General features: G+C 66.8%; 22 protein-coding genes. 8 read left to right on the top strand and 14 right to left on the bottom strand.

The genetic code is table 11. The annotated features are described in order from the left end of the window. Window positions 1-4: 4 nt before the first annotated feature. Genes rpsC through rpsJ form a run of 8 tightly spaced genes read right to left on the bottom strand, consistent with a single transcriptional unit; the run spans window position 5 to window position 4,449 of the window. The gene (rpsC, locus tag ACWFRU_RS34315) at window positions 5-847 is read right to left on the bottom strand and encodes a 30S ribosomal protein S3 (protein ID WP_160506663.1); all 843 of its coding nucleotides are present in this window, start codon (window positions 845-847) and stop codon (window positions 5-7) included. Continuing rightward, complete coding sequence (rplV, locus tag ACWFRU_RS34310; protein ID WP_016645177.1) at window positions 847-1,194, bottom strand: 50S ribosomal protein L22; 348 nt, start codon at window positions 1,192-1,194, stop codon at window positions 847-849. Before rplV ends, rpsC begins: the two co-directional genes overlap by 1 nt. A 41-nt stretch (window positions 1,195-1,235) precedes the next feature. Beyond that, window positions 1,236-1,517, bottom strand: a complete 282-nt coding sequence (rpsS, locus tag ACWFRU_RS34305; RefSeq protein ID WP_160506662.1) for a 30S ribosomal protein S19 — start codon at window positions 1,515-1,517, stop codon at window positions 1,236-1,238. A gap of 12 nt (window positions 1,518-1,529) precedes the next feature. Then, window positions 1,530-2,366: a 50S ribosomal protein L2 gene (gene rplB / locus ACWFRU_RS34300; protein ID WP_160506661.1), complete on the bottom strand. Its 837-nt coding sequence runs from the start codon at window positions 2,364-2,366 to the stop codon at window positions 1,530-1,532. 39 nt (window positions 2,367-2,405) lie between these two features. After that, window positions 2,406-2,822, bottom strand: coding sequence for a 50S ribosomal protein L23 (gene rplW / locus ACWFRU_RS34295; protein ID WP_363212683.1), 417 nt, complete (start codon window positions 2,820-2,822; stop codon window positions 2,406-2,408). Beyond that, window positions 2,822-3,475 carry a 50S ribosomal protein L4 gene (rplD, locus tag ACWFRU_RS34290; protein ID WP_363212684.1) on the bottom strand — a complete coding sequence of 218 codons (654 nt, stop codon included), beginning with the start codon at window positions 3,473-3,475 and terminating at the stop codon, window positions 2,822-2,824. Before rplD ends, rplW begins: the two co-directional genes overlap by 1 nt. A 7-nt stretch (window positions 3,476-3,482) precedes the next feature. Further along, entirely contained in the window at window positions 3,483-4,127 is a 645-nt protein-coding gene (gene rplC / locus ACWFRU_RS34285; protein ID WP_363212685.1) for a 50S ribosomal protein L3, read from the bottom strand. Between the two features lie 13 nt (window positions 4,128-4,140). Beyond that, window positions 4,141-4,449 carry a 30S ribosomal protein S10 gene (gene rpsJ, locus ACWFRU_RS34280; protein WP_003948644.1) on the bottom strand — a complete coding sequence of 103 codons (309 nt, stop codon included), beginning with the start codon at window positions 4,447-4,449 and terminating at the stop codon, window positions 4,141-4,143. A gap of 793 nt (window positions 4,450-5,242) precedes the next feature. Here rpsJ and ACWFRU_RS34275 point away from each other — a divergent pair. Together ACWFRU_RS34275 and ACWFRU_RS34270 are read left to right on the top strand one after the other, a co-directional pair. Continuing rightward, window positions 5,243-6,151, top strand: coding sequence for a helix-turn-helix domain-containing protein (locus ACWFRU_RS34275; RefSeq protein WP_453692007.1), 909 nt, complete (start codon window positions 5,243-5,245; stop codon window positions 6,149-6,151). A gap of 61 nt (window positions 6,152-6,212) precedes the next feature. Then, entirely contained in the window at window positions 6,213-6,812 is a 600-nt protein-coding gene (locus tag ACWFRU_RS34270) for a Uma2 family endonuclease (RefSeq protein ID WP_453692006.1), read from the top strand. Between the two features lie 135 nt (window positions 6,813-6,947). Here ACWFRU_RS34270 and tuf read toward each other — a convergent pair whose 3' ends face one another. From tuf to rpsL, 4 genes are all read right to left on the bottom strand, one after another. Next, window positions 6,948-8,141, bottom strand: a complete 1,194-nt coding sequence (gene tuf / locus ACWFRU_RS34265) for an elongation factor Tu (protein WP_160506655.1) — start codon at window positions 8,139-8,141, stop codon at window positions 6,948-6,950. A 152-nt stretch (window positions 8,142-8,293) separates the two neighbouring features. Next, window positions 8,294-10,420, bottom strand: a complete 2,127-nt coding sequence (fusA, locus tag ACWFRU_RS34260; RefSeq protein ID WP_365823550.1) for an elongation factor G — start codon at window positions 10,418-10,420, stop codon at window positions 8,294-8,296. A gap of 39 nt (window positions 10,421-10,459) precedes the next feature. Next, window positions 10,460-10,930 (bottom strand): 30S ribosomal protein S7, encoded by a 471-nt coding sequence (gene rpsG, locus ACWFRU_RS34255; RefSeq protein WP_003974303.1) that lies wholly within the window; start codon window positions 10,928-10,930, stop codon window positions 10,460-10,462. A gap of 2 nt (window positions 10,931-10,932) precedes the next feature. Further along, on the bottom strand, window positions 10,933-11,304 hold the full coding sequence (gene rpsL, locus ACWFRU_RS34250) for a 30S ribosomal protein S12 (RefSeq protein WP_003948652.1): 372 nt from the start codon (window positions 11,302-11,304) through the stop codon (window positions 10,933-10,935). A 386-nt stretch (window positions 11,305-11,690) separates the two neighbouring features. Between rpsL and ACWFRU_RS34245 the strand changes: the two genes are divergently transcribed. The 6 genes from ACWFRU_RS34245 (at window position 11,691) to ACWFRU_RS34220 (ending at window position 18,292) form a co-directional block, all read left to right on the top strand. Then, window positions 11,691-12,422 (top strand): Crp/Fnr family transcriptional regulator, encoded by a 732-nt coding sequence (locus tag ACWFRU_RS34245; RefSeq protein WP_453692005.1) that lies wholly within the window; start codon window positions 11,691-11,693, stop codon window positions 12,420-12,422. A gap of 124 nt (window positions 12,423-12,546) precedes the next feature. After that, entirely contained in the window at window positions 12,547-13,293 is a 747-nt protein-coding gene (locus tag ACWFRU_RS34240) for a hypothetical protein (RefSeq protein ID WP_453692004.1), read from the top strand. Beyond that, window positions 13,290-15,440, top strand: a complete 2,151-nt coding sequence (locus ACWFRU_RS34235; protein ID WP_453692003.1) for a hypothetical protein — start codon at window positions 13,290-13,292, stop codon at window positions 15,438-15,440. The genes ACWFRU_RS34240 and ACWFRU_RS34235 overlap by 4 nt, the downstream gene beginning before the upstream one ends. Window positions 15,441-15,458: 18 nt before the next feature. Further along, window positions 15,459-16,637, top strand: coding sequence for a hypothetical protein (locus ACWFRU_RS34230; protein WP_453692002.1), 1,179 nt, complete (start codon window positions 15,459-15,461; stop codon window positions 16,635-16,637). Next, window positions 16,634-17,131 carry a Pycsar system effector family protein gene (locus ACWFRU_RS34225; RefSeq protein ID WP_453692001.1) on the top strand — a complete coding sequence of 166 codons (498 nt, stop codon included), beginning with the start codon at window positions 16,634-16,636 and terminating at the stop codon, window positions 17,129-17,131. The genes ACWFRU_RS34230 and ACWFRU_RS34225 overlap by 4 nt, the downstream gene beginning before the upstream one ends. Window positions 17,132-17,329: 198 nt before the next feature. Beyond that, a complete protein-coding gene (locus ACWFRU_RS34220) occupies window positions 17,330-18,292 on the top strand; it encodes a M48 family metalloprotease (RefSeq protein WP_453692000.1) in 963 nt (320 codons plus the stop codon). A gap of 75 nt (window positions 18,293-18,367) precedes the next feature. On the opposite strand, the gene ACWFRU_RS34215 is transcribed toward ACWFRU_RS34220, so the two are convergent. Both ACWFRU_RS34215 and rpoB read right to left on the bottom strand, forming a co-directional pair. Beyond that, a complete protein-coding gene (locus tag ACWFRU_RS34215) occupies window positions 18,368-22,267 on the bottom strand; it encodes a DNA-directed RNA polymerase subunit beta' (protein WP_453691999.1) in 3,900 nt (1,299 codons plus the stop codon). 96 nt (window positions 22,268-22,363) lie between these two features. Continuing rightward, entirely contained in the window at window positions 22,364-25,849 is a 3,486-nt protein-coding gene (gene rpoB / locus ACWFRU_RS34210) for a DNA-directed RNA polymerase subunit beta (protein ID WP_453691998.1), read from the bottom strand. Between the last annotated feature and the right edge of the window lie 382 nt (window positions 25,850-26,231).

Below are 26,231 nucleotides of genomic sequence, written 5' to 3'. Positions count from 1 at the left end.
TCGGTCAGGCCTCCGTTCCGGTGCTCTCAGCCGGAGCGGCAGCTGCGGCGGGAGCGTCGGCCTTGGGGGCCTCGGCAGCCGGCGCGGACTGCTGCTGCGGCTTGCGGCCGCGGCCGCCACGCTCGCCACCACGGCCACCACGGGCCGGGCGGTCGTTGCCGCCACCACGGGCCGGGCGGTTACCCGCACGGGCCGCGGCGTTCTCGGCGCGGACCTCGGCGATGTTCTTGACGTCGCCCTTGTAGATCCAGACCTTCACGCCGATACGGCCGAAGGTCGTCTTGGCCTCGAAGAAGCCGTAGTCGACGTTCGCACGGAGGGTGTGCAGGGGCACGCGGCCCTCGCGGTAGAACTCCGAGCGAGACATCTCGGCGCCGCCGAGACGGCCGCCACACTGGATCTTGATGCCCTTGGCGCCGGCCTTCATCGTCGACTGCATGCTCTTGCGCATGGCGCGACGGAAGGAGACGCGGGAGGACAGCTGCTCTGCAACGGCCTGCGCGACCAGCTGAGCGTCGACCTCGGGGTTCTTGACCTCGAGGATGTTCAGCTGAACCTGCTTGCCAGTGAGCTTCTCGAGGTCACCGCGGATGCGGTCGGCCTCGGCGCCACGGCGGCCGATGACGATGCCGGGACGCGCGGTGTGGATGTCCACCCGCACGCGGTCACGGGTGCGCTCGATCTCAACCTTCGAGATGCCGGCGCGCTCCATGCCGGACGTCATCATCCGACGGATGGCGACGTCTTCCTTGACGTAGTCCTTGTACAGCTTGTCGGCGTACCAACGCGACTTGAAGTCGGTGGTAATGCCGAGCCGGAACCCGTGCGGGTTTACCTTCTGGCCCATTACCGGGTTCCTTCCTTGCTGCTGACGACCACGGTGATGTGGCTGGTCCGCTTACGGATCCGGTAGGCACGGCCCTGGGCACGCGGACGGAACCGCTTCAGGGTCGGGCCCTCATCCACGTACGCCTCGCTGATGACCAGCGAAGAGGCGTCACTGTGGTCGTAGTTGTGTGCAGCGTTGGCGATGGCGCTGTCCAGCACCTTGCCAACCGGCACGCTCGCGGCCTGCGGGGCGAAACGCAGGACCGCCTGAGCCTCCGTGGCATCCATGCCACGGATGAGGTCCACCACTCGGCGGGCCTTCATGGGCGTGACGCGGATGTACCGCGCCTGGGCCCTGGCTTCCATGGTTGTCCCTTCGGTGTAAGTCATAGTCGTTCCACCCCGCGCTAGCGGCGCTTCGACTTCCGGTCGTCCTTGACGTGGCCGCGGAAGGTGCGAGTCGGCGAGAACTCGCCGAGCTTGTGGCCGACCATCGCCTCGGTGACGAACACCGGGATGTGGGTCTTGCCGTTGTGCACCGCGATCGTGTGGCCCAGCATGGCCGGGACGATCATCGAGCGACGGGACCAGGTCTTGATGACGTTCTTGGAACCTGCTTCGTTCTGGACATCCACCTTCTTGATGAGGTGTCCGTCGACGAAGGGCCCCTTCTTGAGACTGCGCGGCATCTAAACCCGCTCCTAGCGCTTCTTGTTCGTCTTGCGGCGGCGGACGATGTACTTGTTGCTCGCCTTCTTCGGCGAACGAGTACGACCCTCCTTCTGACCCCAGGGCGAGACCGGGTGGCGACCACCGGAGGTCTTGCCCTCACCACCACCGTGCGGGTGGTCGACCGGGTTCATCGCCACACCGCGAACGGTCGGGCGAACGCCCAGCCAGCGCTTGCGGCCGGCCTTGCCCCAGTTGATGTTCGACTGCTCGGCGTTGCCGACCTCGCCAATCGTGGCGCGGCAGCGGACGTCGACCAGACGGATCTCACCGGACGGCATACGAAGGTGGGCCATGGAGCCCTCCTTCGCCAGCAGCTGCACGGAGGCACCCGCGGAGCGGGCGAACTTCGCGCCGCCGCCGGGCCGCAGCTCGATGGCGTGGATGGTCGTACCGACCGGGATGTTGCGGAGGGCCAGGTTGTTGCCCGGCTTGATGTCCGCGCCCGGTCCGTTCTCGACCCGGTCACCCTGCGACAGGTTGCGGGGGGCCAGGATGTAGCGCTTCTCGCCGTCCGCGTAGTGCAGGAGCGCGATGCGCGCGGTGCGGTTCGGGTCGTACTCGATGTGCGCGACCTTCGCCGGCACGCCGTCCTTGTCGTGACGACGGAAGTCGATCACTCGGTAGGCGCGCTTGTGTCCGCCACCCTGGTGGCGAACGGTCACACGACCGGCGTTGTTACGGCCGCCCTTGCTGTGCAGCGGGCGGACCAGCGACTTCTCCGGCGTGGACCGCGTTACCTCGACGAAGTCGGCGACGGAGGAGCCACGGCGGCCCGGCGTCGTCGGCTTGTACTTGCGGATTCCCATTTCTCAGTCCTCGTCCGATATTCGGACCAGGGCGCTCCGTTAGGAGGCCTGGCCGAAGATGTCGATACGGTCGCCCTCAGCGAGGGTCACGATCGCGCGCTTGGTGTCAGCGCGCTTACCGAAGCCCGTGCGGGTGCGCTTGCGCTTGCCCTGGCGGTTGATCGTGTTGACCCCAGTGACCTTGACCGAGAAGACCGCCTCGACGGCCTGCTTGATCTGGGTCTTGTTGGCGCCGGGCGCGACGACGAAGGTGTACTTGCCCTCGTCGAGAAGCGCGTAGCTCTTCTCAGAGACGACCGGCTTGACGAGGACGTCACGGGGGTCCGTGAAGCTCTTGCTCAGCGGCGTCTCAACGGTGTTCTTGCCCTCGGTGGCGTGGCGCTTCGCCTTGGCGATGCGCGCGGCCTTGGCGGCCTTGGCCGCCTTGGGGGCGATGCTCGGGTGACGCGTAGCCATCAGGCTTCGCTCCCTTCGGTCTCAGCGGCCTGGGGGCCAGACACGAAGGACTCGAAAGCAGCCTTGGTGAAGACCACGTCGTCCGAGACGAGCACGTCGTACGTGTTCAGCTGGCCCGGCTCCAGGATGTGCACCTGGGGCAGGTTGCGGGCGGAGAGCAGCGAAGTCTCGTCCGCGCGGTCGATGACCAGGAGCACGTTCTTGCGCTCGCTGACCTTGCCGAGCAGCGTCTTCGCGGCCTTCGTGGAGATGTCGCCCTCGACCACGTTGGTGACAACGTGGATACGAGCGTTGCGGGCCCGGTCGGTGAGGGCGTGGCGCAGGGCCGCGGCCTTCATCTTCTTCGGGGTCCGCTGCGAGTAGTCACGCGGCTGCGGGCCGTGGACGACGCCACCGCCGGCGAACTGCGGCGCACGGGTCGAACCCTGGCGCGCGCGGCCGGTGCCCTTCTGGCGGTACGGCTTCTTGCCACCACCGCGGACTTCACCGCGGCGCTTGGTCTTGTGCGTGCCCTGACGGGCAGCGGCCAGCTGGGCGACAACGACCTGGTGGATCAGCGGAATGCTGATCTTCTCGACGTCGAAGATCTCCGAGGGGAGCTCGACGGTCCCGGCCTTGTCGCCTGCCGGCGAAAGGATGTCAATGGTGCTCATCGGTTCCTCAAGCCCCCTTGGCCGCTGTACGGACCAGGACGAGGCCGCCGTTCGGACCGGGAACTGCGCCCTTGATGAGGAGCAGGCCCTTCTCCGCGTCAACGGCGTGAACGGTCAGGTTCTGGGTGGTGACCCGCTCGTTGCCCATACGGCCCGCCATGCGGAGGCCCTTGAACACGCGACCCGGGGTGGCGCAGCCACCGATCGAGCCCGGCGAGCGGTGCTTGCGCTGGGTGCCGTGACCGGCGCCGAGTCCCTTGAAGTTGTGACGCTTCATGACACCGGCGAAGCCCTTGCCCTTGCTCTTGCCCGTGACGTCAACCTTGACGCCGGACTCGAACACCTCGGCAGTCACCTCCTGGCCCAGCGTGTACTCGCTGGCACCGGGGGTGCGGATCTCCACCAGGTGGCGGCGGGGGGTCACGTCGGCCTTGGCGAAGTGACCCTTGAGGGGCTTGTTCACCTTGCGAGGGTCGATCTCGCCGAAGGCGATCTGGACCGACTCGTAGCCGTCGGAGTCATTCGTACGGACCTGGGTAACGACGCAGGGCCCGGCCTTGACGACGGTGACCGGGACGACACGGTTGTTCTCGTCCCAGACCTGGGTCATGCCGAGCTTCTCGCCCAGGACGCCCTTGATCTGCTTAGTCATCTGTCCGCGCCTCTCAGAGCTTGATCTCGATGTCGACGCCGGCCGGAAGGTCCAGGCGCATCAACGAGTCAACGGTCTTGGGCGTCGGGTCGAGGATGTCGATCAGGCGCTTGTGCGTGCGCATCTCGAAGTGCTCGCGCGAGTCCTTGTACTTGTGCGGCGACTTGATGACGCAGTACACGTTCTTCTCAGTGGGCAGCGGCACCGGGCCTGCGACCGACGCACCAGTGCGAGTCACCGTCTCGACGATCTTCTTCGCCGAAGAGTCGATGACCTCGTGGTCGTAGGCCTTGAGCCGGATGCGGATCTTCTGTCCCGCCATGGCTACTTGGTAGTCCTTTGTCTCGAACGCTCTGGCTCCCGGGAGGTCCTTTTTTCTACTTCCTCCGACCCACGCGGTCGGGCGTGTCGCAGTCCCGCTCACGGAGATTTCCCGAAGGATTTCCCTGCTAGGGGCTGCGGCCCAGATGACCGCGGGTCCGGGGGAAGAAACCCACCGGGCGCCTGGTTGGGTCTCCGCACCGCACTTCCCAGAAGATTCCCGTACGTCCGCTCCAGCGCTGCCTTACGGCAGATGGGGCGACGAGTACTGTGGGACTCGCTTCCGATCCTCCCGGCGGGAGGCGCGCAGCATCGGCACTCAACCGAGCAACCCCGACAGTCTGCCATACGGGGCATCGGCCTGGCCAATCGAAGCTTGGGATCGTACCCGCCGAACGCCGAAGATCAAACCTGAGGCGCACTCGACCACCCGACCACCAGGCCCCACAAACCCCCTCCGACACCCCTCCCCACCAACCCCCACACCACCGGAACCCGCTCCTTCGCGCTCCGGTGCCGCAGGCGTCTTTCCCCAAGAAATCCGAGAGGGAGAAAGAACCCCGCCAAGCCCCACCCCACCGCCCGTAGGCACCCGCCTCGGAAGCCGTCGGCAACGATCGGGCACCCCCTCACTCACGCGAGTGAACATCACCTGCTCAGCTGGATTTCCGATCCCCCGACTGCCCTAATCTCAGCCCCAGCACGCAAGAAACAACTGCAGACATGCGACGGCCCCCGCCGGGACTGCAATCCCAAGGCGAGGGCCTGACCACCGAGGAAGTAGGAGCTTCCCGATGGACACCCAAAACCCTAGCGCGCCCTCGCGCGCCCAGTCCGCCCTTGGCGGCAATCAACCCCCCTCACGAGCGACCCGGCACCCCCGCAGCCACCCCCACCGCACCGCTGCGCGCCCCGCGGGCATCGCCCACGAGAACACCCGCCACACCACTCGTTTCACCGTGATCGGGAACCACCTCACACAGCACCAGGAGCTCTCCCTCCTCGCGATCGGCGTGGGCTGCCACATCCAGTCGCTGCCCACGGGGGTCCGTGTCGACATCAAGTCACTGGCCGCCCGCTTCCCCGAGGGCGCGACCCGTATCGCCGCCGCCCTGCGCGAACTGGAGGCCCACGGCTACCTGCGCCGCACCCGCGAGCGCACTCCCGCCGGCCGCATCGTCACCCGCACGATCTCCTGCAACCAGCCGCACGCAACCCCGGCACGCTCGCCGCAGGCACCGCAGCCCCATCAGGCCAAGCCCGGCGAGCCCTCGGCGCCCGTGCCACACCCACAGCCCCGCAAGAGGGCCCGCCCCCTCCCCGCGGTACCGCACCCGGCTTACCCGGCCCCGCCCCTCCTCCAGCAGGCCACCGACCTCCTGATGGAGCTGCGTCACCATGACCGCCGTCTCCCCCTCACCACCCGCGACGCCGCCCACCTGGCCCCCGGCGTCGCCGCCTGGCTGGAACGCGACGTCACCCCGGACGCCGTACGCCACGCCCTCACCCACGACCTGCCCCTCGAGGGCCCACGCCGCCCGGCCGCACTGCTGGCCCACCGCCTGACGGCGCTGCTGCCACCCCCACCGCCGACGGCGTCCGCCCCACCGGTCCGGCACCCGCTCCAGAACTGCGACACCTGCGACCGCGCCTTCCGCGCCCCGGCTCCGGGCCACTGCGGCGAGTGCCGTCCCGTCCTCTGAGCGGCCGCCTAGCATGAACGTGACGACCCTTGCCCCTGGGCACGAACGAGGAGCGCACGCCATGACCATCGCCCCAGACGGTGCACAGCAGGGCAGCCCTCACTACCGGGCGATGCGTGAACTCGTCGAGCAGATGGACGACCGGATCTCCGGCAAGTTCGAAATCACGAAGCACGGGATCGTCCACGACATGATGTCGCCGAGCAAGCCCCACGAGCTCACCGCACTGCGGCTGCGCCGACGTCTGGAGTCGGTGATGCCGGAGGGATTCCTCGCGCACACCGGGGCGCCCGACGTGGAGGACATCTCCGAGGGTGTGCTGCGACTGCCCGACATCATCGTCATCGCTGAGGCGGACATGGAGGGCGAGGGGTCCTTCGACCCCCGTACCCTCATCGCCGCCATCGAGATCGTTTCGCGTTCGAACCCCGAGAACGACTGGGTCGGCAAGACCCGCGACTACCCGCTCCTCGGCATCCCCGTGTACGCGATCTTCGACCCCCGGACCGGCACAGGAGCCGTGCTCTCGGAGATCCACCCGACACCACAAGGCCCGCGCTACGCCACCCGCAAGGACTTCGTCTACGGCGAGGACGTCACGATCGCCGGATGGACCGTCTCCACGAAGGAACTCCCCCGCTACGAGGCGGGACATCCCTGAGCACGCGCAAGCACCCTCGCAACGCGAAAGGGCCCGTACGACCGAAGTCGTACGGGCCCTTCCGTTACTGCATGTACTGCTGTGCTCTCAGTTCAGAGCAACCGGGTCTCCCCGATCAACGCGCAAGCGAGATGCTTACTTGTTGATCTTGGTGACCTGGCCGGCGCCGACGGTCCGGCCACCCTCACGGATGGCGAACTTCAGGCCCTCTTCCATCGCGACGGGCTGGATGAGCTCAACGGTCATCTCAGTGTTGTCGCCCGGCATGACCATCTCGGTGCCCTCGGGGAGGGTCACGACGCCGGTCACGTCCGTGGTGCGGAAGTAGAACTGCGGGCGGTAGTTGTTGAAGAACGGGGTGTGACGGCCACCCTCGTCCTTCGACAGGATGTAGGCCTGGGCCTCGAACTCGGTGTGCGGCGTGACCGAACCGGGCTTGATGATGACCTGGCCGCGCTCGACGTCCTCGCGCTTGATGCCACGGAGGAGCAGACCGACGTTCTCACCGGCCTGGCCCTCGTCGAGCAGCTTGCGGAACATCTCAATACCGGTGACCGTGGTGGTGGTCTTCTCGGTCTTGATGCCGATGATGTCGACGGTCTCGTTGACCTTGAGGATACCGCGCTCGATACGACCGGTGACGACGGTGCCACGACCGGTGATCGTGAAGACGTCCTCGATCGGCATCAGGAACGGCTTGTCGACGTCACGCTCGGGCTCCGGGATGGACTCGTCGACAGCCTTCATCAGGTTGAGGACGGACTCACCCCACTCCTTGTCGCCCTCGAGCGCCTTGAGCGCCGAGACCTTGACGACCGGCAGGTCGTCGCCCGGGAACTCGTACTCGGAGAGGAGCTCACGGACCTCGAGCTCGACGAGCTCCAGGATCTCCTCGTCGTCCACCATGTCGGCCTTGTTCAGGGCGACGACGATGTACGGAACGCCGACCTGGCGGGCCAGGAGCACGTGCTCCTTGGTCTGCGGCATCGGGCCGTCGGTGGCGGCAACCACGAGGATCGCGCCGTCCATCTGCGCGGCACCCGTGATCATGTTCTTGATGTAGTCCGCGTGACCGGGGCAGTCGACGTGGGCGTAGTGACGGGTCTCCGTCTGGTACTCGACGTGCGCGATCGAGATCGTGATACCGCGCTGGCGCTCCTCGGGAGCCTTGTCGATCTGGTCGAAGGCCGAGGCCTCGTTCAGCTCGGGGTACGCGTCGTGCAGCACCTTGGTAATGGCGGCCGTGAGGGTCGTCTTACCGTGGTCAATGTGACCGATGGTGCCGATGTTGACGTGCGGCTTAGTCCGCTCGAACTTCGCCTTCGCCACTGGGTCCTCCTGTGGAGTGGTTCTGTACGCCTTGCTTCATCGGCGCCAGGTGATCTTTGCTGGGATGCCGGGGTCCGAGGCATTCCGTCCGAAGAACGGTCGGAATGCCTCAGGACTTCCGGTGACAAGCCTAAAGCGTTAACTCCGGGGAGTTACTCGCCCTTGGCCTTCGCGATGATCTCCTCGGCGACGTTCCGCGGAACCTCGGCGTAGGAGTCGAACTGCATCGAGTAGCTTGCGCGACCCGAGGTCTTGCTGCGGAGGTCTCCGACGTAGCCGAACATCTCCGAGAGGGGCACGAGGCCCTTCACGACACGGGCGCCACTGCGCTCCTCCATGGCCTGAATCTGGCCACGGCGGGAGTTGATGTCACCGATGACGTCGCCCATGTAGTCCTCGGGCGTGGTGACCTCAACGGCCATCATCGGCTCGAGCAGCACGGGGCTGGCCTTGCGCGCGGCCTCCTTGAACGCCTGCGAACCGGCGATCTTGAAGGCGAGCTCGGAGGAGTCGACCTCGTGGTAGGCACCGTCGAGAAGCGTGACGCGGACGCCCGTCATCTCGTAACCGGCCAGGATGCCGAACTGCATGGCCTCCTGAGCACCGGCGTCCACCGAGGGGATGTACTCCCTCGGGATACGGCCACCGGTGACCTTGTTCACGAACTCGTACGAGGTCTCGCCACTGTCGATCGGCTCGATCGCGATCTGCACCTTGGCGAACTGACCCGTACCACCGGTCTGCTTCTTGTGGGTGAAGTCCACGCGCTCGACGGCCTTGCGGATCGTCTCGCGGTAAGCGACCTGGGGCTTGCCGACGTTCGCCTCGACGCGGAACTCGCGCTTCATGCGGTCGACGAGCACCTCGAGGTGAAGCTCGCCCATACCACCGATGATGGTCTGGCCGGTCTCCTCGTCCGAGTGCACACGGAAGGAGGGGTCCTCCTCCGAGAGACGCTGGATGGCTACACCCAGCTTCTCCTGGTCACCCTTGGACTTGGGCTCGATGGCGACCTCGATGACCGGCGCCGGGAAGTCCATGGACTCCAGGATGACCGGCTTCTTGTCGTCACTCAGCGTCTCACCGGTGGTGGTCTGCTTCAGGCCCATGACGGCGACGATGTCACCGGCGCCCACCGACTCGATCTCCTCACGCTTGTTCGCGTGCATGCGGTAGATCTTGCCGATGCGCTCCTTCTTGCCCTTGACCGAGTTCAGCACCGCGGTGCCGGCCTCGAGGCGACCGGAGTAGATCCGGACGAAGGTGAGCTTTCCGAGGTGCGGGTCGCTCGCGATCTTGAACGCGAGAGCCGAAAGCGGCTCGTCGTCCGAAGGCTTGCGCTTGACGACGACCTCGGGGTCCTTGACGTCGTGGCCCTCGATGGCCTCGACGTCCAGGGGCGACGGGAGGTAACGCACGACCGCGTCGAGCAGGGGCTGAACGCCCTTGTTCTTGAACGCGGTGCCGCAGAACACGGGGGTGACAGTGGTGTCGCCGCCCTTGCCGGAGGCGATGGTGACGCGGCGAATGGCCTCGTACAGCTGGTCCTCGGTGGGCTCCTGGCCCTCGAGGTACAGCTCCATCATCTGCTCGTCGTTCTCGGCGACGGCCTCGAGCAGCTTGCCGCGCCACTCTTCAGCGGCCTCGGCGTGCGTCGCGGGGATGTCGACGATGTCGTACGCCTCGCCCATCTTGGTCTCTGCGGACCAGACGAAGGCCTTCATCGTGACGAGGTCGACGACACCCTTGAAGTCAGCCTCTGCGCCGATGGGCAGCTGCATGACGATCGGGGTCGCACCGAGGCGGTCGACGATCATGTCGACGCAGCGGTGGAACTCGGCACCCGTGCGGTCGAGCTTGTTGACGAAGCAGATACGCGGGACGCCGTAGCGGTCCGCCTGACGCCACACGGTCTCGGACTGGGGCTCAACACCGGCGACGCCGTCGAACACCGTCACGGCACCGTCGAGCACACGGAGCGAACGCTCTACCTCGACGGTGAAGTCGACGTGGCCCGGGGTGTCGATGATGTTGATGGTGTGGTCGACGTCGTTCAGCGGCCAGTGACAGGTGGTGGCAGCAGAGGTGATCGTGATGCCACGCTCCTGCTCCTGCTCCATCCAGTCCATCGTGGCGGCGCCGTCGTGGACCTCGCCGATCTTGTACGACACACCGGTGTAGAACAGGATCCGCTCGGTGGTCGTCGTCTTGCCCGCGTCGATGTGGGCCATGATGCCGATGTTGCGCACCTTGGCCAGGTCAAGTGAAGTGGTAGCCATATCGGCTCAGTCTTCTCTCGGTCTCGATGTGGGTAGCGACTACCAGCGGTAGTGCGCGAAGGCCTTGTTGGACTCGGCCATCTTGTGGGTGTCCTCACGCTTCTTCACAGCGGCACCAAGGCCGTTGGAGGCGTCGAGGAGCTCGTTGAGGAGACGCTCGGTCATCGTCTTCTCGCGACGGGCGCGGGAGTAACCGACCAGCCAGCGCAGGGCCAGCGTGTTGGCACGACCGGGCTTGACCTCGATCGGAACCTGGTAGGTCGCACCGCCGACGCGGCGGGACTTGACCTCGAGGGTCGGCTTGATGTTCTCGAGCGCGCGCTTGAGCGTGATGACCGGGTCGTTGCCGGTCTTCTCGCGCAGGCCCTCCATGGCGCCGTACACAATGCGCTCGGCGGTGGAGCGCTTGCCGTTCAGCAGCACCTTGTTGATGAGGGAGGTCACCAGAGGAGAACCGTAGACCGGGTCGATGATGACCGGGCGCTTCGGGGCGGGGCCCTTACGAGGCATTCTTACTTCTCCTTCTTGGCGCCGTAGCGGCTGCGGGCCTGCTTGCGGTTCTTGACACCCTGGGTGTCGAGGGAACCGCGGATGATCTTGTAGCGAACACCAGGCAGGTCCTTCACACGGCCACCACGCACGAGCACGATGGAGTGCTCCTGCAGGTTGTGTCCCTCACCCGGAATGTAAGCGGTGACCTCGATCCCGCTGGTCAGACGCACACGCGCGACCTTACGCAGGGCCGAGTTCGGCTTCTTCGGGGTGGTCGTGAACACACGCGTGCAGACGCCGCGGCGCTGGGGCGAACCCTCGAGTGCGGGCGTCTTGTTCTTCTCGACCTTGTCCTGCCGGCCCTTCCGGACCAGCTGCTGGATCGTAGGCACTACTTCTCCGGTTTCTGTGTGCCGAATGGTAAAGCTAACCTGGAACATCGCCGACCCACGCGGTCGGGTGTGTCGAATCCTGCAGACTCCCGCCGCAAGGCGGAAAGAAGCGCAGATTGCGGTGGCCGTTCTCGAACTCGCACAGCGGCTGAAGACACGCGCACGAGCCCAGGCACACCCCAGGCACAAGGTCTGAGCGTACCTACCTCATCGAGTCTGGTCAAAACAAATGCGGTGGGGGGCGACACGCCGGGCTTTTCGACTCCGGCGAGACCGGTCTCGGCCAAGGGGGCCGGTTGTCGCCCGTTCCCCGCGGGGCCACCTCAAGTACGTTGACTGGTTGCGAGACCGGGGGCATCAGCGCACGTGAACACGGGGGCAACGGCATGGCCGTGGGGCAGACGCACGCGCGGGACGAGGACGGCCTGGACGACCGGGTGCCCTTCCTCGCGCGGCTGGAGAGGGACGACCGCACCGCGCTGCTCGCCATCGGTCGGCCCCTGCGCTATCCCGCACGCGGCGTCATCATGCGCCAGAACGAACCGTCCACCCACATCCTGCTGCTCCTGCAGGGCTGGACCAAGGTCACGGCGACCGCGGCCAATGGCTACGAGGCGCTCCTCGCCCTGCGGGGCCCCGGCGACATCATCGGTGAGGGTGCCGCGCTCAGCGGCCGCGGCCGCTCGGCCACGGTGACGGCCCTGGAGCAGGTCGAAGCAACCGCCATCGAGCAGGGGCGCTTCACGAGATTCCTCACCGGCAGCCCCCAGGTGGCGCTCAAGCTCCTCGGCCTGGCCACCGACCGGCAGCGCTCGACCGATCGCCGCCGCCTCGAGTGGGCGGCGCTGGCGGTGCGTGAGCGCCTTGCCGTCCTGCTCCTCGACCTCATACGCACCCACGGGATCCGCACCGATGAGGGCATCGAACTCACCGTCCCGCTCAGCCAGCAGGAGTTCGCCGGCTCGGTCGGGGCTTCGCGGGAGGCGGTGGCCCGGCTCCTGAAGGAATTACGCGACCGCCAGGTGGTCGTCACGAGCCGCCGCCGCATCATCGTCGTCCGGCCGGATGTCCTGCGCCGCATAGCCGGAGTCGTCGGCAGCGGCAGCGGCAGCGAGTGATCAAGCAGTAACGAAGTGGTGCTCTGTGCACACGGTCACACTTCGTACGTGTCATCGTCCCTCCGCCTTCTCGCCCAGCCGCGCCATCGTGCTGGTCGAAAGCCCGAACCGGCGAGAGGCAGACATGGCCGACCACCTGCACCGCACGATCCTGCTCTTCGACATCGAGCAGTTCGGCACCAGAGACGATGTCGAGCAGGCCTTCCTCCGGCGCATGCTCTACGACGTCGCCGACGACACCCTCACCGCGGCCGACGTGAGCGAAACGGATCGGCTCCGCGCCGACCGGGGTGACTCCGTCGTCGAGCTCATCGATGCGAATGTTCCGGTGCCCAGACTGCTGAAGGCGCTGCTCACCGAGACCCCGATGCTGCTGCACGCCAAGAACCGGCTGATGGCGGGCAGCACCCGGATGCGGCTGCGCGTCGTACTGGCGGCCGGATACGTCGGCGTGGACGAGAAGGGCTGGATCGGCGGGGACCTGAACCATGCCTTCCGTCTGCTGGACGCCGAGCCACTGCGTGAGGCCTTACGGACCGGCGCCGACAGCAGCGTCCTCTGTGTCTCCGACGCCGTCTACCAGGGCGTCGTACGTCACGGCCATCACGGCGTACGCCCCGAGGAGTTCCACCAGGTTGCCGTACAGACCAAGGAAGGGCCGACCAGCGCCTGGCTGCGCCGGGTGGCGGCGCCCGAGCGGGGCGGCGGGGACTCCAGGCCCACCGGTCTCTCCCCCATCGGTTCTCCCTCCCCCGACTCTGCCCCCACGAGCACTCAGATCATGGGCTCCCAGTACGGAATCACCGGCGGGCACGTCCACGGCGACCTCAACTTCGATCTGCGGGGCGAAGAGCGGGGTGACCGGAAGTGAGCCAGGAGGAGACCAAACCGGAGAAGCCGCCGAAGGGCGAGCGAACCGAGAAGAGCGAGAAGCCGGGCGCGGACGCCGCGAAGACGGACGAGACCCTCGATGGTGGCAAGGGTCCGGAGCCGGAACAGGAACCCGAAGCAAGGCAGCCTGCCTGGGCCGCCCGCCGCGACCTGATCGACCACGCCCCCGACTTCGTCGGCAGCCTGGTCCGCGGCGACCAGCTAGGGGTCACCGGCGGCCATGTCGCGGGCAACGTCAACATCCACCTCGGCCCACGTGGTTTCGGAGCGGGCCCACGTTCCGTTTCCGGCCAGGTCCGCCACGAGGACGTCGAGCGGCTGGCAACCGTCTTCCGGACCTGCCCGAGCTTCGACGCGGCGCTGGAGCGGCTCCGGGACGACCATGTCGTCGTGCTCAAGGGCAGCCGCGGTACTGGGCGCGAGACCGCGGCGCTCATGCTGTTGCATCGGCTCGGCGCCCACCCGATCCAGTCCTTCGATCCGGGCACCGCACCGGCGGCGCTGCCGGACGCTCTGGAGGACTCACCCGGCTTCCTCCTGCACGAGTTGTCGACCAGCCGCAGCCGTCCGCTCCTGGGACCCCACCTGCTGAGCATGCGGGAGAAATTGCGGCTGCGCGGCAGCCGGTTCGTCATCACCGTGGATTCATCGGCGGAGCTGGGCGAGATCCCCTTCGTCCCATGGGAACCGCCACCGGTCGAGGACGTTCTGCGCGCCCATGTGACGACCCTGGTGGGACACGAGGCGTGGGAGCGGCTGCGTCGGCTCACGCCGGTCGGGGAGTTCCTCGACCGTACGCACCAGCCTGGCGAGACCGAGAAGTTCGCTGATCAACTCGCCGCTCACCACCGAGGCGAACTCGACGAGGAGCAGCTGGCCGACTTCGCAGCGTCGGCCTTGGCCGACCGGGTCTCCGGGTGGCTTATGTCGCCCGGGAAGGAAGACGGGGCCGAGCTGCGCGAGAAGGCGTTCCTCATCGCCCTCGCCGTCTTCGACAAGGCTCCATATGCGATCGCGGCGGAACTCGGCGACAGTCTCTTCGTCGAACTCCAAAGGACGGCCAACCCCGATAAGCCACCCGTGATCCCGATCTTCGGCAGCACCACGGCATCGCGCCTCGCCTTCGCCCATGCCGTCGGCAGTACGCAGGACGAGGTCACCGAATGGGGCCCGGTCTCGCAGTACCGGGCCGAGTTCCAGGACACGAACACCGCGCGCGTGCTGCTGCGCGAGGTCTGGACCGTGCATCCCTCCGCGCGCGCCGCCCTGGTGCGCTGGCTACAGCAGCTCGCGAAGGACGGTCGCCCGCTGGTCCGCACCCGGGCCGCCGCGGCCACGGCACTCCTCGCCGAGGCCGATCTGCCGTCCGCCATGGCACATCTGATCGAGCCCTGGGCCGGCGGCAGGTCCTACAACGGCTGGCTTACCGCCGCCAACACGCTCAGCCTCGCCAGCCTTCTCCAGGTGCGGGGCGTGTCCCGGATCCTGCACGCCTGGTGCACCGGCGAACACCCCAGCCGCCGATGGACCGCGATCCGCGTCTATGGACTCCTTGGTCCGATGCAGCCTGTGGAGGTGCTGAACGCGCTGCTCGACGCGGTACGTCTGGAGAACGACGACGAAGAGGAGGTGAACCAACTCGCCGAAGCCACCCAGCTGTTGCTGCTCGCCGCTCATGAGCCGGTGCTCCCGCGCCTCGCCCCTCTGGTCAGGGACGAACAGACGCCGCACGACGCGGCTCTGTACAACCACGCGTTGCGCGCCTTCGGTCTCGCCTGCAGCGAGTCCGAAGAGGGCACGGACCGCCCTCTCGTCCTGAAGTGGTTCGCCGATGCCCGCTCCACTCCCGAATCCGACGAGGACGAACTCGTCACCGGCCTCTGGCGTGCCGGGCTGCGAGACCGCGCACACACCGACGCGGCGCGGGAGACCTTGCAGCGATGGGCCCGTGTGGCGGAGCGGGACCTCTACACCGAGCGGTCCTTGACCGCGCTGCTGGCCGCACTTGCCGACACCGAAGCCGACCGGCAGCGGATCGACCACCTCCTGCGCACGACGCACGACGCCGACGGCAGCCCCCTGCACGTCACGCACCGTCTACGCACGGCCGTCGCAGCGCACTCATGAGCCGGAGAGGAGCCCACCGTGGCGACAGGCCAGGAACACCCAGAAAGCCGGACCCCCCAGTTCTCGCGAGAGGTAAAGACGACACCCGAGGCACTCGACAACCGTGACCGGCCCGGCCTGGTGAGCCCGACCAGCCTGGACGGGCTGACCGATCTGATCCGCCCGAACCACCCCCGCGCCCATGGCAGTCCTCACAATCCGGATGCCAGGGAGACCCTCCCGGAGAACGGCGGTCGGCCTACCGGCCTGACCGACCCCGTTCTCGCCGTACGCCAGCTGTCGCGCTACGAGATTCCGGGCCGCCGCTATCTGGGCCGCGCCGACTGCGCTCTCGTGGTCGCCGGGTCAGGAGACTCGTACGAGACGTATCTGCCGCCACGACGCCCGACAAGCCTCCGTGGCCGAACCGCCGTGTACGAGGTCGACCTGGGCGTTCATCCCCTGCGCCTGCGCACTCGTCTGCCCAGCGACATCGACAGCTTCGAGTTCGACACCACCTTCGACCTCACCTGGCAGGTGACCGACCCAGAGCGCTTCGTCGTCAGCCAGGAACGCGACATCCCGGCCCTGCTGAACCGCGTACTGCACCGTCTACTGCGCCCGGTGACCAGGAAGTTCACCATCTCCTCGAGTGCGCACGCCGAGGTCGCCGTACAGCAGATCCTCGATGCCTCCGGTGACCACGCGGCACGGCAAGGGCTTCGGCTCGGCGGCACGGCGCAACTGCGCCGTGATCCCGAAGAGTGCGCCCAGCAAGGGCGCCTGCGCGCGGCCCGGCACAACGCCGAGGCCGCGCTGTCCGAACACGACGTGGAGCTGATGCGGCTGGAACAGGAGCAGCAACTCAAGGCGCGGAAGATCGAGTTCTACCGTCATCACCTGGCCAAGGGCGGAATCGCCGCCCTCCTCCTGCACCTGGCCGAGCACGCACAGGACACCAGCCTCGTCGTGGAGAACCTGAGCGCCGACGAGAAGCGGACGATCGAGAACCAGCTCGGGCTCATCGACCGGGTCCTGCCGGAGGGAACCCTGGAGAAGTACCAGCTGGAGGAGCCTCAGCAACTGGTCCTCGCGCTGTTCAGGTCGATGTTCGCCCAGGCGGTCGGCGGCTCGGCAGAGGCACAGCAGGAAGACCCGCTGCGCAAGCCGCCCGGTCTCGCCGTCCACCGGCCCGACGACCGAGCGGAATCCGTATGACCGCCGAGGAATCGCAGTCCGGTGTCCGGCTGCTCGCCGAGATCCGGGCCGAGATCAGCCGCGCCGACAACAAGGCGGCCGTAGCGGTCGGCGCCATCGCGATGGTGGTGGGGCTGCTCGGCGGCCTCGTCGTCAGCCGCGGCTGGGACCCGTCCCGGCTCACCCCTTTCTGGGCCGTCGTCTGGTGGACCGGACTCTGCGCACTCGCCGCCTCCCTGGTCTCAATGCACCTCGCGGTCATGCCTCGCTACCGCAAGAGCGACTGGGAACCGGGGCGGCCGCTCGGCTACTTCGGGGACATCCGGCGCGCCGCCGACTCGGGAGCCCTGGCACAAGCGCTGTCGGAAGCCGACCGCGATCCGACTCCCCTGCTGGTGGCGGCACTTACGGCGACCAGTCGGATCGCCGCACACAAGCACCTGTGGATACGCGTCGGGCTCGTGGGCCTCGCGGCGGCGACCCTCCTGCTGCCCGCGGCCTTGCTGCTCGGCTGAGGAAGCCGTACCTAAGGAAGGAGCACCATGTCCCAGCCGTACGAACCGGAGTACCCGGAAGTCGATCCAGCGGTCTCCCCCCGCTATCCCGAGCCTGACCTCACTCCCCAGCCACGCCCACCCGATGCCTTGTGGAAGCCGGCAGCGGGTCCGGCACCACAGGCATCCCGAATATCCGATGCCTCGGAGTCGCCGACCGTGAGCAGCCAGGGCCCCGAGGCCCACGTCCCGCACACCGGGCGCGTGCACATAGCGGCCCGCCGCAGGGGCGCCGACGTCCTTGCCGTCGGATCACTGGCGCTCCATCTGCCGCACGCCACGGCCAGCCTCTTGGTCGTGGCCTGCCTGGCCTACGTACTGGAGAGCGCGACCAACATTCCCCTGTGGGCCACGGTCGCCGGGTGGCTGCTCAGCGGCGCTCTGATCTTCCACCGCCCGACCGAGGCGTTCCTGGCCCACCATGTTTTCGGTCACAGGCCGCCGTCCCTCGTCGAGGGTGACCGACTGAAGCCGCTCTGGCGCGACGTCACGGCCCGCTTCGGCGCGGACCCGGCCACGTACCAGCTCTGGATCGCCGAGAGCGAAGAACTCAACGCGGAGGCCGCCGCAGGACACATTGTGACCGTCACCTCGGCAGCGCTACGGCTCCCGCCCGGCCAACTCGCGGCAGTGCTCGCCCATGAACTCAGCCACCATGTCGCGGGGCATTCCTGGTCCGCGCTCCTGAGTAACTGGTACGCCCTGCCCGGGAGGCTCCTCTGGCGGGCGCTGCAAGCCTTGCATCGGCTCGCACTTCCGCATCGGCACATCGAGGCCAAGGAAGCCAACCGCCGGCTCGCCCTGCTGGCGGTCGTGGTCGGACTGGTGCTGCTCTATCTGTTCCCCTGGCTGCTCCTGCTGGCGCTCACTCCCTGGTTGCTCGCCGCAGTGAACAGGCGTGCCGAGCTGCGGGCCGACCGGGCCGCAGCGCTCCGCGGCTTCGGCCCCCAGCTGGTCGCGGTGCTGCAGCGTTTCATCACCGACGCGGAAGCCTCGAAGCCACCCAGCTCGGTGCACCGTCACGACCGCCACCTACCGGCGCCGTCCCTGCTCTCCTCGAAGCCGGATCACCACACCCGGCTGCAGCGGCTCCAGCGGCAGCTCCAACAACCAGGTCACTGAAGAACACCGAAGGGCGGCCACCCCCCAAGGGATGACCGCCCATCAGTTCAACTCAAGCCAACCGGCTCGCCACTCCTACTGGTTGTAAGGCCCGTAGTCGTAGTCCTCCAGCGGCACAGCCTGGCCCGACCCCGTCCCGAAGGGCGAGTAGTCGATGTCGTCGTAGCCGACGGCCGAGTACATCGCGGCCTTGGCCTCTTCGGTCGGCTCGACCCGGATGTTGCGGTAGCGGGAGAGACCCGTACCGGCCGGGATGAGCTTACCGATGATGACGTTCTCCTTGAGGCCGATCAGGGAGTCGGACTTGGCGTTGATCGCCGCGTCCGTCAGGACCCTGGTCGTCTCCTGGAAGGAGGCCGCGGACAGCCACGACTCCGTCGCCAGCGAGGCCTTGGTGATACCCATCAGCTGCGGACGGCCGGAGGCCGGGTGGCCACCCTCCGTCACGACACGACGGTTCTCGGTCTCGAACTTCGAGCGCTCGACGAGCTCGCCCGGCAGCAGCTCCGCGTCGCCGGACTCGATGATCGTCACGCGGCGCAGCATCTGCCGGATGATGATCTCGATGTGCTTGTCGTGGATCGACACGCCCTGGCTGTTGTAGACCTTCTGGACTTCGCCGACCAGGTGGACCTGGACCGCGCGCTGACCGAGGATCCGCAGCACGTCGTGCGGGTTGGTGGCACCGAAGGTGAGCTTCTGGCCCACCTCGACGTGGTCACCCTCACGCACGAGGACCTTGGCGCGCTTCGAGATCGGGAAGGGAGTCTCGTCGCTGCCGTCGTCCGGCGTGACGACGATCTTCTTGGTCTTCTCGGTCTCCTCGATACGGATGCGGCCTGCCGCCTCCGAGATCGGGGCGACACCCTTGGGCGTACGAGCCTCGAAGAGCTCGACGACACGGGGCAGACCCTGGGTGATGTCGTCACCGGCCACACCACCGGTGTGGAACGTACGCATCGTCAGCTGCGTGCCGGGCTCACCGATGGACTGGGCGGCGATGATGCCGACCGCCTCACCGATGTCGACCAGCTTGCCGGTGGCGAGCGAACGGCCGTAGCAGAAGGCACAGGTGCCGACCGCGGACTCACAGGTCAGGACCGAACGGGTCTTGACCTCCTCGACGCCGTTGGCGACCAGGGCGTCGATCAGGACGTCACCGAGGTCGACGTTCGCCGGCGCGATGACCTTGCCGTCGATGACGACGTCCTCGGCCAGCATGCGGGCGTACACCGAGGTCTCGACGTTCTCCGTCTTGCGGAGCACACCGTCCTCGCCCTTGACCGCGATCTTGAGCTTCAGACCGCGCTCGGTGCCACAGTCCTCCTCGCGAATGATGACGTCCTGGGAGACGTCGACCAGACGACGGGTGAGGTAACCGGAGTCAGCGGTACGGAGAGCCGTGTCCGCCAGACCCTTACGGGCACCGTGCGTGGAGATGAAGTACTCGAGGACCGAGAGGCCCTCACGGAACGACGCCTTAATGGGACGCGGGATCGTCTCGTTCTTCGCGTTCGACACCAGACCACGCATACCGGCGATCTGACGCATCTGCATCATGTTTCCTCGGGCACCCGAGTCAACCATCATGAAGATGGGGTTCGTCTTGGGGAAGTTCGCGTTCATCGCCTCGGCGACCTCGTTGGTCGCCTTGGTCCAGATCGCGATGAGCTCCTGCGTGCGCTCGTCCTTGGTGATCAGACCGCGCTCGTACTGCTTCTGGACCTTCTCGTCCTGCGCCTCGTAGCCCGCGACGATCGCCTTCTTGGCCTCGGGGACCACGACGTCGGAGATGGCCACGGTGACACCGGAACGGGTCGCCCAGTAGAAGCCCGCCGCCTTCAGGTTGTCGAGCGTCGCCGCCACGATGACCTTGGGGTAGCGCTCGGCCAGGTCGTTGACGATCTCGGAGAGCTGCTTCTTGCCCACCGAGTAGTCGACGAACGGGTAGTCCTCGGGCAGCAGCTCGTTGAAGAGCGCGCGGCCCAGGGTCGTACGCAGCCGGAAGCTGTCGCCCTGCTGGTACTCCTGCTCGCCCTCTTCGACGGCCGGCGGGGTCCAGCCGCGCGGCGGGATGGTGCCCACCGGGAAGCGGATGTCGACCTTCGCCTGGAGCGAGAGCTCCTTGGCGTCGAACGCCATGGTCGCCTCGGCGGCCGAGCCGAAGGAACGGCCCTCGCCGATGACCTTGCGCTCTTCCTCGTCCGTGGTGAGGAAGAAGAGACCGAGAACCATGTCCTGGGTCGGCATGGTGACGGGACGGCCGTCTGCCGGCTTCAGGATGTTGTTCGAGGACAGCATCAGGATGCGGGCCTCGGCCTGCGCCTCCGCGGAGAGCGGCAGGTGCACGGCCATCTGGTCACCGTCGAAGTCCGCGTTGAACGCGGTGCAGACGAGCGGGTGGATCTGAATGGCCTTGCCCTCGACCAGCTGCGGCTCGAAGGCCTGGATGCCGAGGCGGTGCAGCGTGGGCGCACGGTTCAGGAGAACCGGGTGCTCCGCGATGACCTCTTCCAGGACGTCGTACACGACCGTGCGGCCGCGCTCGACCATGCGCTTGGCGCTCTTGATGTTCTGCGCGTGGTTCAGGTCGACCAGGCGCTTCATCACGAACGGCTTGAAGAGCTCCAGCGCCATGGCCTTCGGCAGACCGCACTGGTGCAGCTTCAGCTGCGGGCCGACGACGATCACGGAACGCGCGGAGTAGTCCACACGCTTGCCGAGAAGGTTCTGACGGAATCGACCCTGCTTGCCCTTGAGCATGTCGGACAGCGACTTCAGCGGACGGTTGCCGGGGCCCGTGACCGGGCGACCACGACGGCCGTTGTCGAAGAGCGCGTCGACGGCCTCCTGAAGCATGCGCTTCTCGTTGTTCACGATGATCTCGGGAGCACCGAGGTCAAGGAGTCGCTTGAGGCGGTTGTTGCGGTTGATCACGCGGCGGTACAGGTCGTTCAGGTCGGAGGTCGCGAAGCGGCCACCGTCCAGCTGCACCATCGGACGCAGGTCCGGCGGGATGACCGGCACGCAGTCGAGCACCATGCCCTTGGGGCTGTTGCTGGTCTGCAGGAACGCGGAGACGACCTTGAGGCGCTTGAGCGCACGGGTCTTCTTCTGGCCCTTGCCGGTACGGATGATCTCGCGAAGCCGCTCGGCTTCCTCATCCAGGTCGAACGACTCAAGGCGCTTCTGCAGGGCAGCGGCACCCATCGAACCGTCGAAGTACGTGCCGAAGCGGTCACGCAGCTCGCGGTAGAGCAGCTCGTCACCCTCCAGGTCCTGGACCTTGAGGTTCTTGAAGCGGTTCCAGACCTCGTCGAGACGGTCGATCTCGCGCTGCGCACGGTCACGCAGCTGCTTCATCTCACGCTCGGCACCTTCGCGCACCTTGCGGCGCACGTCGGCCTTGGCACCCTCGGCCTCGAGCTCGGCCAGGTCGGTCTCGAGCTTCTTGGCGCGGGCCTCCAGGTCGGAGTCGCGACGGTTCTCGACCTGCTGACGCTCCACGGAGACGTGCGCCTCCAGGGAGGGCAGGTCACGCGTACGGCGCTCCTCGTCCACGAACGTGATCATGTACGCCGCGAAGTAGATGACCTTCTCGAGGTCCTTCGGGGCGAGATCAAGCAGGTAGCCGAGGCGCGACGGAACGCCCTTGAAGTACCAGATGTGCGTGACAGGGGCGGCCAGCTCAATGTGGCCCATCCGCTCACGACGCACCTTGGCGCGAGTGACCTCGACGCCGCAGCGCTCGCAGATGATGCCCTTGAAGCGGACACGCTTGTACTTGCCGCAGTAGCACTCCCAGTCCCGGGTCGGACCGAAGATCTTCTCGCAGAAGAGTCCGTCCTTTTCGGGCTTGAGCGTGCGGTAGTTGATGGTCTCCGGCTTCTTGACCTCGCCGTGGGACCACTGTCGGATGTCGTCCGCGGTGGCAAGGCCGATCCGCAGCTCGTCGAAGAAGTTGACGTCGAGCACTTTGTCGTCAATCCCTCTTTCGGGGTCGAGTCTCAATCATGGTCTGAACGGGTCCGGGGAGAGCCGGCCGGACACGAGGTCCGGCCGGCCAACCCGTCAGACCTCTTCGACGCTGCTCGGCTCGCGCCGGGACAGGTCGATGCCGAGCTCCTCCGCCGCGCGGAAGACGTCCTCGTCGGTGTCACGCATCTCGATGGACATGCCGTCCGAGGACAGCACCTCCACGTTGAGGCAGAGCGACTGCATTTCCTTGATGAGCACCTTGAAGGACTCGGGAATGCCGGGCTCGGGGATGTTCTCGCCCTTGACGATGGCCTCGTAGACCTTCACGCGGCCGGTCACGTCGTCGGACTTGATCGTCAGCAGCTCCTGGAGGGCGTACGCGGCGCCATAAGCCTCGAGCGCCCACACCTCCATCTCACCGAAGCGCTGACCACCGAACTGAGCCTTACCACCCAGCGGCTGCTGGGTGATCATGGAGTACGGACCGGTCGAGCGGGCGTGGAGCTTGTCGTCGACCAGGTGGTGCAGCTTGAGGATGTACATGTACCCGATCGAGATCGGGTCCGGGAACGGCTCGCCGGAGCGCCCGTCGAACAGCCGCGCCTTGCCGGACGGGAGGACCATGCGGTCGCCGTCGCGGTTCGGGATGGTGTGCTCGAGGAGGCCGGACAGCTCGTCCTCGCGGGCGCCGTCGAAGACCGGAGTCGCGACGTTCGTCCGCGGGGCGACCTGGTCGGCGCCGATGCGCTGCAGGCTCTGCGCCCAGTCCTCGCTGAGACCGGAGACGTCCCAGCCCTGGCTGGCGAGCCAGCCGAGGTGGATCTCCAGGACCTGACCCGGGTTCATTCGGGACGGGACACCCAGCGGGTTGAGGATGATGTCGACCGGCGTGCCGTCCTCGAGGAAGGGCATGTCCTCGATCGGAAGGATCTTGGAGATGACGCCCTTGTTGCCGTGACGACCGGCGAGCTTGTCACCGTCCGTGATCTTGCGCTTCTGCGCCACGTAGACACGAACCAGTTGGTTCACGCCCGGCGGCAGCTCGTCGCCCTCTTCACGGTCGAAGACGCGTACGCCGATGACCTTGCCGATCTCACCGTGCGGCACCTTCAGCGAGGTGTCGCGCACCTCGCGCGCCTTCTCACCGAAGATCGCGCGGAGCAGGCGCTCCTCGGGGGTCAGCTCGGTCTCACCCTTGGGCGTGACCTTGCCGACGAGGATGTCGCCGGCGACGACCTCGGCACCGATACGGATGATGCCGCGCTCGTCGAGGTCGGCGAGGACCTCTTCGGAGACGTTCGGGATGTCCCGGGTGATCTCCTCCGGGCCGAGCTTGGTGTCACGGGCGTCGACCTCGTGCTCCTCGATGTGGATCGAGGAGAGGACGTCGTCCTGCACGAGGCGCTGCGACAGGATGATCGCGTCCTCGTAGTTGTGACCCTCCCAGGGCATGAACGCCACGAGCAGGTTCTTGCCGAGGGCCATTTCGCCCTCTTCGGTCGCGGGACCGTCGGCGAGGACCTGACCCTCGATGACCCGGGCGCCCTCGTCGACGACAACCTTCTGGTTGACCGAGGTGCCCTGGTTCGAGCGGGAGAACTTGGCGATGCGGTACGTGGTGTACGTGCCGTCGTCGTTCGTGACCGTGACGTAGTCCGCGGAGACCTCCTGGACCACACCCGCCTTCTCGGCCTTGATCACGTCACCGGCGTCGACCGCACAGCGGTACTCCATGCCGGTGCCGACGAGGGGAGCCTCGGCGGTGATCAGCGGCACGGCCTGACGCATCATGTTCGCGCCCATGAGGGCACGGTTGGCGTCGTCGTGCTCGAGGAACGGGATCATCGCGGTCGCGACCGACACCATCTGGCGCGGCGAGACGTCCATGTAGTCGACGTCGTCGCCGGGGATGTAGTCGATCTCGCCGCCGCGACGGCGGACGAGGACGCGCGCCTCGGTGAAGCGCATGTCCTCACCCAGCACGGCGTTGGCCTGGGCGATGACGAAGCGGTCCTCTTCGTCGGCCGTCAGGTAGTCGACGTCGTCGGTGACGACGCCCTCGACGACCTTGCGGTACGGCGTCTCGACGAAGCCGAACGCGTTGACGCGGCCGTACGAGGCGAGCGAACCGATCAGACCGATGTTCGGGCCTTCGGGCGTCTCGATCGGGCACATGCGGCCGTAGTGAGACGGGTGAACGTCACGGACCTCGAAGCCGGCCCGCTCACGGGAGAGACCACCCGGGCCAAGCGCCGACAGACGGCGCTTGTGGGTGAGACCCGACAGCGGGTTGTTCTGGTCCATGAACTGCGACAGCTGCGAGGTGCCGAAGAATTCCTTGATCGACGCCACGACCGGGCGAATGTTGATCAGGGTCTGCGGCGTGATCGCCTCGACGTCCTGGGTCGTCATGCGCTCACGCACGACGCGCTCCATACGAGCCAGACCCGTGCGGACCTGGTTCTGGATGAGCTCGCCGACGTTGCGCAGACGACGGTTGCCGAAGTGGTCGATGTCGTCGGTCTCGACGACGATCGACGTACCGCTGTCGCCAACGGTCTCGGTCTCACCGGCGTGCAGCTTCACCAGGTACTTGATCGAGGCGATGATGTCCTCGACCGTGAGGATGCCCGCGTCGAGCGGAGCGTCCGCACCCAGCTTCTTGTTGACCTTGTAGCGGCCGACCTTCGCGAGGTCGTAGCGCTTGGGGTTGAAGTAGAGGTTCTCAAGCAGGGTCTGAGCGGCCTCACGGGTCGGCGGCTCGCCCGGACGGAGCTTGCGGTAGATGTCGAGCAGCGCGTCGTCCTGGCCCTGGGTGTGGTCCTTCTCCAGGGTGGCGCGCATGGACTCGTACTCGCCGAACTCCTCGAGGATCTGCTCGGTCGTCCAACCGAGAGCCTTGAGCAGCACGGTGACCGACTGCTTGCGCTTGCGGTCGATGCGGACACCGACCATGTCGCGCTTGTCGATCTCCATCTCCAGCCAGGCACCCCGGGACGGGATGATCTTGGCGGAGAAGATGTCCTTGTCGGACGTCTTGTCGATCGAGGAATCGAAGTAGACACCCGGCGAACGGACCAGCTGCGACACGACGACACGCTCGGTGCCGTTGATGACGAAGGTGCCCTTGTTCGTCATGAGCGGGAAATCGCCCATGAAGACCGTCTGGGACTTGATCTCGCCGGTCTCGTTGTTGGTGAACTCGGCAGTGACGAAGAGCGGGGCGGCGAACGTGAAGTCGCGCTCCTTGCACTCGTCGATGGAGTTCTTCGGAGGCTCAAAACGGTGGTCGCGGAACGTCAAGGACATCGACCCGGAGAAGTCTTCGATCGGAGAGATCTCCTCGAAGATCTCTTCCAGACCGGACTTGGTGGGGACGTCCTGTCCGCTGTCCAGAGCCGCCTCGACACGAGCCTTCCACGCGTCATTGCCGAGCAGCCAGTCAAAGCTTTCGGTCTGCAGCGCAAGAAGGTTCGGAACCTCGAGGGGCTCCTTGATCTTTGCAAAGGAAATGCGCAGCGGGGCGGTGCTTGCGCCGTTGTTCGTATTCGCGGTCGAGGCAGTGCGCGAGGCGGCCAAGAGGGGGTCCTTCCGAGGGCTCGGACTCACTACGCGCGTACCGGTCCCAGGTTGGACGCAGAGACGGAACATCCCAGGTCAGGGAAAGTCCAGTCCACTGTGCTCAAGCATGGGCATGCCCCTGGTGACGGGCAGGAGGCAGCTAACAGGCAGCGCAAAGGGTCAGTGTAGCCACTAGGCCCACTGATGTCCAGTGCGGGTTTTTGAAGACCCTCGTTGTTCTCAACCCCTGCTGCAAGCCACGCCCTCGATGCACATCGATACTGCCCTCTTCGCCGTCGATCCATGCCTCGGATGCGGATCGATGTGACGACGCGTCCTGAGAATTGCGCGCTGCGTGCAGTTCGTCAAGGCCCCCCTGCCCCGACTTGGCTCTCAGCTC

The organism is Streptomyces sp. NPDC055099 (assembly GCF_053607685.1).
This window is presented reverse-complemented; position numbering and strand designations above follow the sequence as displayed.